The organism is Halobacillus kuroshimensis DSM 18393 (assembly GCF_000425705.1).
Lineage (GTDB): Bacteria > Bacillota > Bacilli > Bacillales > Halobacillaceae > Halobacillus > Halobacillus kuroshimensis.
Genome location: NZ_AUDY01000004.1, coordinates 1 through 12,779 on the forward strand (window position 1 = coordinate 1; position 12,779 = coordinate 12,779).

A 12,779-nucleotide genomic window follows, 5' to 3' on the forward strand; every position below is an offset into this window, starting at 1 on the left:
CAAAACCCACGCTCGGCGATCTCGGACCACTCGTTCTTCCGCAGGAGTGGAAGGGGCACCGCTCCTTGGGCGTTCTTTAACATCAAACAAGACTCTCCTTCACCCAGCTCTCCCTTGCTGGATGGAGGAGAGTCTTTTTCATATTCCGGCAGCCATCATCAGCGCCTGTTCTTTCCCTTTTTCTTTTCCACGTGAGCGGCAATAGCGCAGACGATGCCGTTCTTTTGAATCTGCGAACCTGCTTAGTGCGCAGTCTCTCTCCTCTATATTCTAACGTCGGCACGAAGAGCGTGCGGTGGTGCCTGCGGGAACAGCACGGGCCGAAGATCCACTTGGGCAGGCGGCCTTCCTTACCAAATCAGCTGAGGGCGTGCCCGCGGCATTCATCCACCGATAAGCGGAAAGTGACCCTTCACACGACAAGTGGACAATTCTAACTGGTTAACACAGGCTTTTTCTACAGCCAAAAGGGGGGTCTGCTAAGCAGACCCCCCTTTTTTTATACTATTTTGACGAAATTACGAGAAGTGTTCGGTGGTGGCCCCCGCGGCAGGCATCCACCGATAAGCGAAACATAACCGCAGATACCACCTCTGGAAAGCCCTGTTTATTCCAAAAGGTTCTAATTCCAGAAGACCCGTTTTTTTATTTGAAGGCGTTCATCAGTGTTGCCATTTCAATCGCTGCTGTGGCAGCCTCCCAGCCTTTGTTACCGGCCTTCGTACCTGCACGCTCGATGGCCTGTTCAATGGTGTCCGTTGTAATGACCCCGAAGATGACCGGGATTCCAGTCTTCTGGGAAGCCTGGGAAACCCCTTTGGCCGCTTCGCCGCAAACATAGTCGAAATGCGGAGTGGAGCCGCGGATAACAGCCCCCAGGGTGATGACCGCATCGTACTTCCCGGTTTCCGCCATCTTCTGAGCCGCCAATGGAATTTCAAAAGCTCCAGGCACATAAGCGGCCTCTACATCGTTTAGATCGACGCCGTGGCGCTTCAGCGCATCCACAGCTCCTTCATACAGCTTACTCGTAATAAAGTCGTTGAACCTTCCTGTTACAATACCGATTTTCAGTCCTGTTCCTACAAGATTACCTTCAAATGTTTTGACCATATGTCTCTTCCTTTCTAGTAGTGGAATAAGTGCCCCATTTTAGACTGTTTCGTTTTCAAGTAGCTTTCATTTTCTTTGCGGGAAGGCATCTGAACAGCCACCCTCTCGACAACCTCAAGACCAAAGCCTCCAAGTCCGGAAATTTTCTTCGGGTTATTCGTCAGCAGACGAAGTTTTGTAATGCCCAGGTCCTTCAGAATTTGAGCTCCGACACCATAATCTCTTAAATCAGGCCCGAAGCCGAGTTTTTCATTCGCTTCCACCGTGTCATAGCCTTCTTCCTGAAGCTTATAGGCTTTCAATTTATTCATTAACCCGATGCCGCGGCCTTCCTGCCTCATGTACAGCAGAACACCGCTGCCATTTTCGGATATCTGCCGTAGAGCGTTGTGAAGCTGAGGACCGCAGTCACAGCGGTAGGAACCGAAGACATCCCCTGTCAGACATTCGGAGTGTACCCGTACAAGGGTCGGCTCATCCGGATGGATGTCTCCTTTCACAAGAGCGATGTGGTCTTTAAAATCGATATCATTCTTGAAGCCTACCGCTCGGAATTCGCCGTATTCTGTAGGCATCTGCACTTCTATTTCCCGGGTCACATGATTTTCCTGCTCGTGGCGGTAGGCAATCAAATCCGCAATGGTGATCATCGGAATGTCAAACGCCTCGGCCATTTCTTTCAGGTCAGGCACACGGGCCATCGTTCCATCATCTTTAATGATTTCACAGATGACACCGGCCGGCCGGGCTCCCGCAAGACGTGCCAGGTCGACAGCAGCTTCCGTATGACCTGCTCTCCGCAGCACGCCGCCTTCCTTGGCAATCAACGGGAAAATATGACCAGGCCGCTGGAAATCGGAAGCTTTACTTTCCGGGTTCAGCATTTCTCTGATGGTCAGGGCCCGTTCGTCCGCTGAAATTCCAGTCGTTGTCTCTTGATGATCCACACTGACCGTAAACGCTGTCTGATTAGGGTCTGAATTATCATTGACCATAGGCATCAGCTCGAGCGCTTCAGCTGTTTCATTCGTAATCGGGGCACACACCAGCCCACGCCCATGCTTGATCATAAAATTGATCATCTCTGTGGAAGCATGTTCTGCGATTCCGATAAAGTCCCCTTCATTTTCCCTGTCCTCGTCATCACAAACGATGACAAGCTTTCCCTGCTTCAATACATCAATCGCTTTTTCAACCGAATCAAACATGTGCTTTCCCCCTCTTCATGCAAACCCGTTATCAGCCAGCATCTTTTTGGAGATGGCTGATCGCGGGTGCTCTTGATTCTGCCCACTCAGGAAGTGAGCGACATATTTTCCAATCATGTCACATTCGATGTTGACTTTGTCTCCCGGACCTTTCCTGCCGAGAACGGTATGTTCCATCGTGTGCGGAATCAAAGAAATGGTGACACGATCCTCTTCTACTCCGAATACAGTCAGGGATGTACCATCGACAGCTATCGAGCCTTTATAGACAAAATAAGGAACCAAGTCGGACGGAAGCTGAATGTCATAATAGACGGCGTTGGACTCCGGCCGTTTTGAAACAATTTCTCCCGTACCGTCAATATGACCCGATACAAGGTGACCACCGAAACGTCCATCTGCCGCCATCGCGCGTTCAAGATTGACATCGCTGCCCTGCTTTAATTCATGGATGTTGGTGGCTCGGTACGTTTCCGGCATCACATCAAAGGATGCGGTATCCTTCGTATAATCTGTAACGGTCAGACAGACACCGTTAATGGAAATACTGTCACCGAGCTTGATATCTTCCAGGATTTTGGATGCCGCAATCTTTATCTCCAACGCTTCTGTTTTACTTTTAACGGACTTCAGTGTTCCTATTTCTTCCACAATTCCTGTAAACATTAGGATTCCCCTTTTCTGATCGAAACAATTTTAATATCTTCTCCAAGCTTTTCGGTCGATACAAACTCAAAAGATGCCACCTGTTTCAACTGTTGGATGCCGCGGCCGGCAACCGGGGTCAGTGCTTCTTTTCCACCGATCAATTTGGGAGCAATATACGTAATCGTCTCATTCACCTTTCCTGATCTGACAAAAGCGTCGGCAATGGTGGCCCCTCCTTCAACAAGGAGAGAGGTAACCTTGTGCTTTCCTAAATAGCGCAGGACTTCTGTAGGATCGATGGTGCGGCCAAGCGGAATAAGGCGGACATGGGGATACTTTTCAAGAATCAGACGCTTTTCATCCGGTATATCCGCTGACGTGAAAATCCACGTTGGAGATTCATTGTTTTGTATCAGCTTCGAAGCAGCCGGAATACGAAGGTGCGTGTCGAGGACAAGACGGATCGGATGCTTTCCGCCACCCGGAATTCTTGTCGTCAATGTCGGATTATCCATCATGACCGTATTGATTCCGACGAGAATCGCGTCCGATTGATGACGATAGCGGTGACCGTCCTGCCGCGCCTCTTCTCCTGTGATCCATTGACTCTCTCCACTGGCGGTGGCAATTTTTCCGTCAAGGCTCATCGCTGTCTTTAAACGGACATAAGGTTCACCTGTTTGAATGTAATGAAAGAACGCACGATTCAGTTCATCAGCCTCGTCTTTCAAAACCCCCGTCCGGACCTCCACTCCCTGCCGCTTCATCATTTCAATGCCCCGGCCGGAAACTTTAGGATTCGGATCCGATGAAGCCGTAACGGCCCGGCGGATGCCTGCCTTCACGACAGCTTCGGCACACGGTGGCGTCCGTCCATGGTGGCTGCACGGTTCTAGGGTGACATAGATGTCCGCTCCTTCCGCTTTTTCTCCTGCCATCCGTAGTGCGTGCACTTCCGCATGAGGTTCACCAGCTTTCACATGCACGCCCATACCGACGACTTGATTATCTTTGACCACAATAGCGGCTACTGAAGGATTGGGACTCGTCTGGCCGACCGTTTCCCTGGCCATCTGTACAGCCATTGCCATGTACTGCTCATCACGCTCCATCTTCATCACCTGCTCTTTTTCCATAAAAATAACCCTGAAGAAGACATACTTCTCCAGGGTCTTAAACGTCATTTTTTTGCGTACAGCAAACAAAGGGTACACGTGTTGCATAAACGGTACCTATACGTTTCCATTACCTTCTCCCATCCAGACTTTAACTGTCGGCTTTGGAATTTCACCAAATCAGGGAGAACCGTGCTTAACACTGATTCTCCGTCGCGGGCTGAGAGCAGAAGCTCATTACCGCCGGCTGGGACTTTCACCCGACCCCGAAGGTTTCCATATTCAGTTGAATTACTTTAAATATATATGAAATCCTCAGCTGCCGCAATCCTTAAGGTTTAAACAGCACCCATTAAGGCTATGTACTCATAAAACTGACCACCCCCATCAGGGGTACACGGATAACTGTCCACCCGATTCATAATGCCTTGTTGTGAAATCAACAGGATCCATGACAGTCTTTCAACATCCACACAGAAGATTCACCAAATCGATACCTCTGATTTTAACAATCCAATGATGTGTAAGCCCGCTGTTTTCACGAACCTCCTATTGTAAAGCAGAAGAAAATCAGCTAGTATAGGATTTATCAGGAAAACGTTTGCATAATATGATATATTTCTAGATTTTTTATAGTTATGGCTATTGAATAATCAAGCTGTTTATTCAATCATTCACAATAAGAAAACGTTTGCATATCACGAGTGATTTTATTAGGAAAGAGGGGCTGTATATGGAACGGGTATGGTGGAAAGAAGCGGTAGGATATCAAGTTTATCCTAGAAGTTTTCAAGATTCAAACGGAGATGGGATCGGGGATCTGCAGGGAATGATCAGCCGTCTGGACTATTTGAAAGATATGGGCATTGATTTCATTTGGATCTGCCCAATGTATAAATCGCCGAAGGACGATAATGGTTATGATATTTCTGATTATCAGGACATCCTGGATGAATTCGGAACGATGGAGGATTTCGACGAGCTGCTTAAGGAAGTGCATAAGCGTGACATGAAGTTGATCATCGACCTCGTCCTCAACCATACAAGTGATGAACATCCGTGGTTTTTAGAATCCCGGAAATCCAAGGACAATCCAAAGAGGGACTGGTATATTTGGCGCGATGGCAGAGGCGGCCGCGAGCCGAACAACTGGGAGAGTATCTTTGAAGGATCGGCATGGGAATATGACGAGGAAACAAGTCAGTATTACCTTCATGTGTTCTCCAGAAAGCAGCCGGACTTGAACTGGGAGAACGAAGACGTCCGCGAAGCTTTATACAGCATGGTGAACTGGTGGCTGGATAAAGGAATCGACGGCTTCCGCATAGACGCCATCAGCCATATCAAAAAGCGGCCGGGCTTTCCTGATATGCCGAACCCTAAAAAAGAAACGTATGTGTCCTCCTTTGATATGCATATGAACCAAAAAGGGATCCACACCCACCTTCAGGAATTCAAAGACCGCACATACGATAATTATGACGTGATGACAGTCGGAGAAGCGAACGGGGTAAGCGCCGATGAAGCGGATCAATGGGTCGGCGACAACGGAAAAATGGATATGATCTTCCAATTCGAGCACCTGGATCTTTGGGATCAGGATGCTGAACAGCAGCTTGACATTAAGGGGTTGAAAAAAGTACTGACCCGATGGCAGAAAGCTCTTGAAGGTGATGGATGGAACGCTCTCTTTGTAGAAAACCATGACAAGGCCCGGGTCGTTTCGACGTGGGGGGATGATCAAGTCTACTGGCGGGAAAGTGCGACGGCGATTGCAACGATGTATTTCTTTATGCAGGGGACACCTTACATTTATCAAGGTCAGGAAATCGGCATGACGAATATGGCCTTCCCTTCCATTGAAGATTATGATGATGTGGCTGCGAAAAACTTATATCAGAACAAAAAAGCAAAAGGCATGGCTCATGAGGACATCATGAACATTCTCTGGAACACATCCCGGGACAACAGTCGTACACCGATGCAGTGGAGCCGTGAAGCACAGGCCGGTTTTACAACTGGAAAACCGTGGATGAAAATCAACCCGAACTACACGTCCATCAACGTGGCCGATCAAGAACAGGACCCTCATTCCATTTTGAACTATTACAAAAAAATGATTGCCATGAAAAAGGAGCAGGATGTGTTTACGTACGGCATTTATGATCTGCTTCTTCCAGAAGATGAGCAGATTTATGCTTATACAAGGACGCTGGACAATAAAAAAGCCATCGTCATCGTCAATCTGACCGATCAAGCAGCTGACTTTCAGGCGGAGGAACCGCTCAGCTCAAGTCAGCTGATGTTGTCCAATACAATTGTAAACCTTCATACCAACGTATCCAGCTTCCCGTTGAAGCCTTATGAAGCCCGTGTTTACCTTATGGAAACGTAAAGGCGGAAGGCTCATGAAACCATGGTGGATGTATAGTGGTTCTCTCTTCCCGACAAGGCGGATTCATTAGAAACGAAAAGCGGCCTGTATGAAATGCCATACAGACCGCTTTTTTTCTTCCCTTCCTGTCAGTCAGGAAGCAATGGTTACATCTGAGTCCAGCTCCAACGCTACGTTTCCTGCAATCGCTCGTGAGATCATGCAGGACTTTTCAGCTTTTTCAACAAGGCGCTGAAGTTTTTGCAGGTCCTTCTCATCTGCCTCCCGCTTCAACACGACGCGGGGACGGTGAATGATTTTCTTGTAGGTGAAGACTCCGTCGGTCACATCGACCTGACCTTCCGAAGTCATATCCATTTCCTGAAGCGGCAGATCCGCTCTTTCAATCATAGCGGCCAGCGTAATGATGTAACAGGTCGCCGCCGCTCCCAGAAGCATTTCATCCGGGTTTGTTCCTACATCCGGTCCGTCCATTTCTTTAGGGATGGAGATTTCTGTTTTCAATTTATCTGATTCGATCCGGCCGACTTCGTTGCGGCCGCCCGGCCAGTCTGCTTTTAAATGAAAATGATGTAATGCCAAAGCAGAACAACCTCCTTTTTATTTTTTCATAGCAATGAATGGATACGTACCTCCATTTGTTTTCTGCATAAACCGGTGCGTTTCTTTGAATCCCGCTCTTCGGTATACTTCGACTGCCCGCTGATTGAACTCAGCAACGCTCAATGTAAAAAAACAGGCCTCATAGTGGCGCTCCGCAAAACTCAAACCAGCTGCCACGAAGGAATCTCCTTTCCCCTTTCCTGTTAGATCGGGGCGGAGTCCAAGGCCCACATCCACCGTTTCTTCATCAGTCGGATGAAAGGTGAAGAAGCCGATCAGCGCACCTTCCTTGTAGGCGCTGTACGTATGCGGGCTTCTCCGATGAGGGTCGATAAACTCATGATAATCTTCTTCATCAGCGGTCATATCGTAAAAATCATACGGCGGTGGATAATGCCACGCCGCCATTTCCTCGGCTTCCTGCTGGGTCATCCTGGAAAAGTTGATGGACATTATGACTCCCGGGCGTCCCAGTCTTTCTTGAAGCGATCCATTTTTATATGCAGCTGCTCCACCATTTGATGGACACGCTGAAAATCTTCCCGATCGAGTTCTTCTGGATCCATGCTCTCAACAACCTGGTGCAGCATATCAATCCGGTTTTTCACATAACGGAATTGATCGGATGTATTCTCTACAGCTTTTCCCACCGCTCATTCCCCCTTTTCTATATTGTATCGTTCTTTTTATTTTCAATAAACCAAACGACACTTCCACGGCCCATGAACGGGTGCGGAAAGTGCCGTTCTTCAACTGAGTGATACATGAAAACCCGTACTGTGTGCGCACATAGTACGGGTTTTCTCCTCAATGCCGGGCTCTTTCGCTTTAAACTCAGGCTTGCTTTTCTTCCTTTTTACCGGAAAGGAACCAGCCGAGCACTGCAATTAGAACAAGAACAGAATAGAATATAATTTTCCATACCGTCGAATGAGCAAAGTGTTCATCGAGGATTTGAATATTCGGGTGGGCAAGCGTTGATACGACAAGCTTTACACCGACCCATCCCACAATAACAAAGGCGGCGATTTCAAGACCCGGACGGGATTGAAGCAGATTGACGAACACGTTGGCAGCAAAACGCATGATGATAATTCCGATCATCCCTCCTGCCAGGATGACGCCAAACTGTCCCCCATCCAGACTTCCGACATTGGGAAGATCCGTTTCTGGAAGAGCAACCGCAAGGGCGACAGCAGCCAGAATCGAATCCACTGCAAAAGCAAGGTCTGCAAGCTCGACCTTCAATACAGTCATCCAGAAGCCTTTGCCCCGTCCTGAACCTGTGTCTTCCTCTTCTTCCTCTTCCTCTCCGCTGGACCTCCATTTATCAACGAGGTGTTTGATCGAGATGAATAAGAGGTAGGCGGCACCAAGAGCCTGCACCTGCCAGACATCGACAAGGAAAGATATAATGAATAAAGAACCAAATCTTAAAATGAACGCACCAAGCAGTCCATAAAACAGGGCTTTTTTACGCTTTTCTTCCGGCAGGTGCTTCACCATAATGGCCAGAACAAGAGCGTTGTCTGCGGCTAGAATACCTTCCAGACCGACAAGTACAATCAAAACCCAGCCATACTCAATCAACAATTGAACATCCACAGTTTCACTCTCCTCATTTATACAAGCTGCCATTAAAAAATGGCCCCGACCAAAGTGGTCCGGGCCATTACATAGACCTTTACCACTGTGGGTAAAGGTCTCGCTAACAACGTACGTTGCCAATAAAGCCGGGGAGGACTCCCGAAATGACGACTTTATTGTATCAGCTACTCCCCTTTAGGAATGCTATATCTTTCTTAATCATAGCATGAAGCCTTTTTTTGTCAATCATTCCCGCCCACATTATGGAATCACTTTAGTATGGGGAGGGGACGGAATCCTTATACGTCGTTCATCAATCGTTTGATACATTCGGGATAACACGCGTCCATCAGGCTTTCTCTTCAAATAAACGGGTGGTTTCGACGATGACCTCTGCCGCTTTTTCCATACTCTCCAGAGGTATGTACTCATACTTTCCGTGGAAGTTTTCTCCCCCGGTGAAAATATTCGGCGTAGGAAGTCCCATGTAGGAGAGCTGTGACCCATCCGTCCCTCCGCGGATCGGTTGAATGACGGGCTTGACACCTTTGTTCTGCATCGCTTCTTCAACGATATCAACAATATGGCGGACCGGTTTGATTTTGTCCCCCATGTTGTAATACTGATCCTCCATCTCCACTGTCACCCGTTTTTCTCCAAGGCGTTCATTCATTTCAGCAGCCAGCTCATGTAACCGCTGTTTTTTCTCCTCAAATTTTTCTTTATCGTGATCCCTCACAATATAGGAAAGCTCAGCCCGATCCACATTCCCTTGCAGGCCAAGGAGATGGTAAAAACCCTCATACCCTTCTGTATGTTCAGGCGCTTCTTCGGCTGGAAGCTGATTTTGGAATTCCAGAGCAAGCTTTACCGCGTTGACGAGTTTATTTTTTGCCGTCCCCGGATGCACACTGTTTCCGTTAAATATGAGCTTGGCGCCTGCTGCATTGAAACTTTCATACTGAAGTTCACCGAGCGGACCTCCGTCCACGGTGTAAGCGTAGGAAGCGCCAAAGCGATCGACGTCAAATTTGTGGGGACCTCTGCCGATTTCTTCATCCGGCGTAAACGCCACGCGGATTTTCCCGTGCTTGATTTCGGGATGTTGAATCAGATGATTCACAGCTGTCATAATTTCGGCAATGCCTGCTTTATTATCGGCCCCAAGCAGGGTCGTTCCATCCGTTGTAATCAACGTCTGCCCTTTATAGGCAGAAAGCTCAGGAAAATCTTCCGGACGAAGCTCCACCTCTTCATTCAAAGGGATCGCCTCTCCGTCGTAGTTTTCAACAATTTGAGGACTTACGTGTTCGCCGGTAAAATCGGTGGCTGTATCCAGGTGAGCGAGAAAGCCGATCACCGGCACATCTTTTTCCGTATTTGAAGGAAGAGTTGCCATCACATAAGCATGGTCATCCACACGGACTTCACTCATCCCGATGGCTTCAAGTTCTGCGACAAGCTTATGAGCGAGCTCCCACTGTCCTTTCGTTGAAGGAGTACGATCGGTGGTTTCATCGGATTGGGTATTCATTTTCGCATAAGAAACAAAACGCTCCAACAGTTCTTTTTTCATCATTGATGCTCCTCCCATGTCTCTTTCGGGTTAAACTTTCATACAGGAAAAGTAAATCTATTGCTTCCCCCCCGAAATTTGGTATCCTTATTATAACGAATATGCACGAACGTCTGAAAGCTGGAGCATCCAGCTTTTCTTCATTCTACATAAAAAGGTGTGTCTTATCTGTGGTCCAAAAAAAATGGTTTCAAGCCATCGTAACTGCCATCCTGCTTGCTCTGTTGATTTTACTGCTGCATCAAATTCAGTTTTTCTTTGATCCGATCATGACCTATGTCGGAGCCATCGCCTTTCCTTTAATCGGCGGCGGGATTCTGTTTTATTTATCCCGGCCATTACTAAAGCTTCTGGAACACTACAAGGTGCCGAGAATCCTCGGAATTGTCATCATCTTCCTACTGTTCATTGTTCTCGGTTACATCATCACCCAGTTCATTGCTCCTATCGCCCAGGAGCAGTTCACCCGGCTCGTAGATAACATTCCGGATATGGCTGAAATGATTGGCGAAGGCGTAACATACTGGCAGCAGAATCAGGACATTATACCAAGTCAGTTCAATGCGACCATCGATAATGTGGCCAACAACCTGGAATCTTACCTGCAGGATGCCTCCACGGTGGTCATCAACGTCGTAAGCCAGTTGATCAGCTTTGTATTCGCCCTTGTGCTGATCCCGTTTTTCCTTTTCTTCATGCTGAAGGATGGCGACAAACTTATCCCGTTCATCAGGCAGTTTTTAGGAAAAAGAGCGGGGAAAAGTTTTGCTAAACTGGCTCACGACATCGATCATACGCTTCATTCCTTCATTCTCGGTCAGCTGACGGTCAGTATTGTTGTCGGTCTGCTGCTGCTTGTCGGTTATTTAATCATCGATCTTCCATACGCTCTGACACTGTCTTTATTTGCCATGGTGATGAATGTTATCCCATTCGTCGGCCCCTTCCTGGCCGTGGTACCAGCCATCCTTGTCGGATTGTTCGAAGATCCCATCCTGGCTGTGTGGGTGGCTGTCATTACGATTATCGCTCAGCAGCTGGAAGGGAATTTTGTTTCGCCAAACGTCATGGGTAAAGCATTGAGCATCCATCCGCTCACCATCATTACCTTGATTCTCGCAGCTGGAAGTCTTGCCGGCTTCCTTGGACTATTATTTGCTATTCCCACCTATGCCGTTATCAAGACAATTGTCCGTCACTTCTATCAGGAGTGGCTTGACCGGAGAACAGCTGATCACAGCTGATTATACAAACGCTTTGACCCGCTATTGTTTTCAATAGGGGGTCTCCTTTTTTCATTCCATATCATCGAAGCGAGGGATTTTCTATGCATAAACCAAGATTATGGACCCGTCCTTTTATTTTTCTCATTCTCGCCAACTTGTTTACGTTCATGAGCTTCCAGATGCTGCTTCCCAACCTCCCCCCGTATATCGAGTCGATTGGCGGCAGTGCCCTTGAAGTCGGCTTGATTACGACCACCTTCGCTTTTGCAGCGATCGTGATTCGTCCGTTTATCGGTCACCTGCTGATGACCCGGGCACGGAAACTGCTCATCCTCATCGGTGCCGGTGCCCTGCTTCTTCTGACTATGATGTATCCTTTGACACAGGTCGTCTTCTTCCTGCTGGTCATCCGCTTCATCCACGGCCTTGCATGGGGATGGTCGACGACGGTCAACGGAACCGCTGCTGTTGACATCGTCCCAAGACGCCGTGTAGGTGAGGGGATGGGCTATTTCGGTTTATCCGTTACTGTCGGAATGATCATGGCTCCAAGTCTCGGTATCTACTTGTATCAGAACTATTCATTCTCTCTACTCGTATGGATTTCCGCGGCCCTTGGAATCATTGCACTCCTTTTATTTTCAGTCACCAGCTTTACGACTCCGGATCAGGTATATGAAAATCAAAAAAATCCGCCCCGTTTCTCCTTTAAGGACGCCTTAATCGAAAAGCGGAGCTGGTATCCGGCTCTCGTTACGATTCTCAACACGTTTGGGTACGGAGCGGTCGTCACCTATATCGTCATCTTCGGGAACGAACAAGGTCTTGACGGAACCTTTCTTTTTTACTTCTTCAATGCCGTCCTCGCTACCGTCTCCCGTCCGGTTACCGGGCGGTATTTTGATAAGCGTGGTCCATGGAACTTGATTATTGTATGCTCGGTCATTTCCTTCATTGCGATGTGGGTACTGGCATCAGCCGATTCGAATCTGGACCTTATTATCGCGGGAGCCTTATTCGGTGCCGGCTATGGATCCATGATGCCGGCACTCCAGGCCTGGGTCATCTCCAAGACCTCCATCGAGCGAAGCGGGATAGCCAACGGGATGTACTACTCCTCCATTGACCTCGGCATCGGCGCGAGTGCTCTCGTTCTCGGGTTTATCTATCAATTTGTAAACACAGCTGCCCTGTTCAAAATTTCCAGCTTCCTTTTTTTAGTCGTGATGGTACTGACGGTGATCGACTTAAGAAGACAGACCGAACCGTGGCAGTCGCCTCAATAATAAAAGCCCCGCATCACAGCGG

13 protein-coding genes and 1 riboswitch are annotated in these 12,779 nt (G+C 48.1%); of the genes, 4 read left to right on the forward strand and 9 right to left on the reverse strand.

Translation table 11 applies throughout. The features are described from left to right. On the forward strand, positions 1-195 hold a 195-nt coding region (locus H615_RS22615), incomplete at its 5' end, for a hypothetical protein (protein WP_211225359.1). A gap of 450 nt (positions 196-645) precedes the next feature. Here H615_RS22615 and ribH read toward each other — a convergent pair. The 4 genes from ribH to ribD are packed head-to-tail and all read right to left on the reverse strand — an operon-like array spanning position 646 to position 4,081. Next, a complete protein-coding gene (gene ribH, locus H615_RS0100475; protein ID WP_027953321.1) occupies positions 646-1,113 on the reverse strand; it encodes a 6,7-dimethyl-8-ribityllumazine synthase in 468 nt (155 codons plus the stop codon). Positions 1,114-1,127: 14 nt separating this feature from the next. Then, on the reverse strand, positions 1,128-2,321 hold the full coding sequence (locus tag H615_RS0100480; RefSeq protein ID WP_027953322.1) for a bifunctional 3,4-dihydroxy-2-butanone-4-phosphate synthase/GTP cyclohydrolase II: 1,194 nt from the start codon (positions 2,319-2,321) through the stop codon (positions 1,128-1,130). A 15-nt stretch (positions 2,322-2,336) separates the two neighbouring features. After that, positions 2,337-2,987, reverse strand: a complete 651-nt coding sequence (ribE, locus tag H615_RS0100485; protein ID WP_027953323.1) for a riboflavin synthase — start codon at positions 2,985-2,987, stop codon at positions 2,337-2,339. Continuing rightward, positions 2,987-4,081 (reverse strand): bifunctional diaminohydroxyphosphoribosylaminopyrimidine deaminase/5-amino-6-(5-phosphoribosylamino)uracil reductase RibD, encoded by a 1,095-nt coding sequence (gene ribD, locus H615_RS0100490; RefSeq protein WP_027953324.1) that lies wholly within the window; start codon positions 4,079-4,081, stop codon positions 2,987-2,989. The genes ribE and ribD overlap by 1 nt, the downstream gene beginning before the upstream one ends. 131 nt (positions 4,082-4,212) lie before the next feature. Further along, a riboswitch (FMN riboswitch) is annotated at positions 4,213-4,362 on the reverse strand. Positions 4,363-4,817: 455 nt separating this feature from the next. Here ribD and H615_RS0100495 point away from each other — a divergent pair. Next, complete coding sequence (locus H615_RS0100495; protein WP_027953325.1) at positions 4,818-6,479, forward strand: glycoside hydrolase family 13 protein; 1,662 nt, start codon at positions 4,818-4,820, stop codon at positions 6,477-6,479. Positions 6,480-6,611: 132 nt separating this feature from the next. Here H615_RS0100495 and H615_RS0100500 read toward each other — a convergent pair whose 3' ends face one another. The 5 genes from H615_RS0100500 to pepT form a co-directional block, all read right to left on the reverse strand. Next, on the reverse strand, positions 6,612-7,061 hold the full coding sequence (locus H615_RS0100500) for an OsmC family protein (protein ID WP_027953326.1): 450 nt from the start codon (positions 7,059-7,061) through the stop codon (positions 6,612-6,614). An 18-nt stretch (positions 7,062-7,079) separates the two neighbouring features. Beyond that, on the reverse strand, positions 7,080-7,535 hold the full coding sequence (locus H615_RS0100505) for a GNAT family N-acetyltransferase (RefSeq protein ID WP_027953327.1): 456 nt from the start codon (positions 7,533-7,535) through the stop codon (positions 7,080-7,082). Next, positions 7,535-7,732 (reverse strand): SE1561 family protein, encoded by a 198-nt coding sequence (locus H615_RS0100510; protein ID WP_027953328.1) that lies wholly within the window; start codon positions 7,730-7,732, stop codon positions 7,535-7,537. The genes H615_RS0100505 and H615_RS0100510 overlap by 1 nt, the downstream gene beginning before the upstream one ends. A 184-nt stretch (positions 7,733-7,916) precedes the next feature. After that, complete coding sequence (locus H615_RS0100515) at positions 7,917-8,687, reverse strand: TerC family protein (RefSeq protein ID WP_027953329.1); 771 nt, start codon at positions 8,685-8,687, stop codon at positions 7,917-7,919. 331 nt (positions 8,688-9,018) lie between these two features. Then, the gene (pepT, locus tag H615_RS0100520; protein ID WP_027953330.1) at positions 9,019-10,245 is read right to left on the reverse strand and encodes a peptidase T; all 1,227 of its coding nucleotides are present in this window, start codon (positions 10,243-10,245) and stop codon (positions 9,019-9,021) included. A 170-nt stretch (positions 10,246-10,415) separates the two neighbouring features. Here pepT and H615_RS0100525 point away from each other — a divergent pair, with 170 nt between their 5' ends. Further along, the gene (locus H615_RS0100525; protein ID WP_027953331.1) at positions 10,416-11,489 is read left to right on the forward strand and encodes an AI-2E family transporter; all 1,074 of its coding nucleotides are present in this window, start codon (positions 10,416-10,418) and stop codon (positions 11,487-11,489) included. Positions 11,490-11,572: 83 nt separating this feature from the next. Beyond that, positions 11,573-12,757 carry an MFS transporter gene (locus tag H615_RS0100530; protein WP_027953332.1) on the forward strand — a complete coding sequence of 395 codons (1,185 nt, stop codon included), beginning with the start codon at positions 11,573-11,575 and terminating at the stop codon, positions 12,755-12,757. Positions 12,758-12,779 lie beyond the last annotated feature (22 nt).

What these genes read in the sequence shown, in the direction of transcription:
- ribH (WP_027953321.1), bottom strand. Translation starts at nt 1,113, where the DNA reads ATGGTCAAAACATTTGAAGGTAATCTTGTAGGAACAGGACTGAAAATC.
- H615_RS0100480 (WP_027953322.1), bottom strand. Translation starts at nt 2,321, where the DNA reads ATGTTTGATTCGGTTGAAAAAGCGATTGATGTATTGAAGCAGGGAAAG.
- ribE (WP_027953323.1), bottom strand. Translation starts at nt 2,987, where the DNA reads ATGTTTACAGGAATTGTGGAAGAAATAGGAACACTGAAGTCCGTTAAA.
- ribD (WP_027953324.1), bottom strand. Translation starts at nt 4,081, where the DNA reads ATGGAGCGTGATGAGCAGTACATGGCAATGGCTGTACAGATGGCCAGG.
- H615_RS0100495 (WP_027953325.1), top strand. Translation starts at nt 4,818, where the DNA reads ATGGAACGGGTATGGTGGAAAGAAGCGGTAGGATATCAAGTTTATCCT.
- H615_RS0100505 (WP_027953327.1), bottom strand. Translation starts at nt 7,535, where the DNA reads ATGTCCATCAACTTTTCCAGGATGACCCAGCAGGAAGCCGAGGAAATG.
- pepT (WP_027953330.1), bottom strand. Translation starts at nt 10,245, where the DNA reads ATGAAAAAAGAACTGTTGGAGCGTTTTGTTTCTTATGCGAAAATGAAT.
- H615_RS0100530 (WP_027953332.1), top strand. Translation starts at nt 11,573, where the DNA reads ATGCATAAACCAAGATTATGGACCCGTCCTTTTATTTTTCTCATTCTC.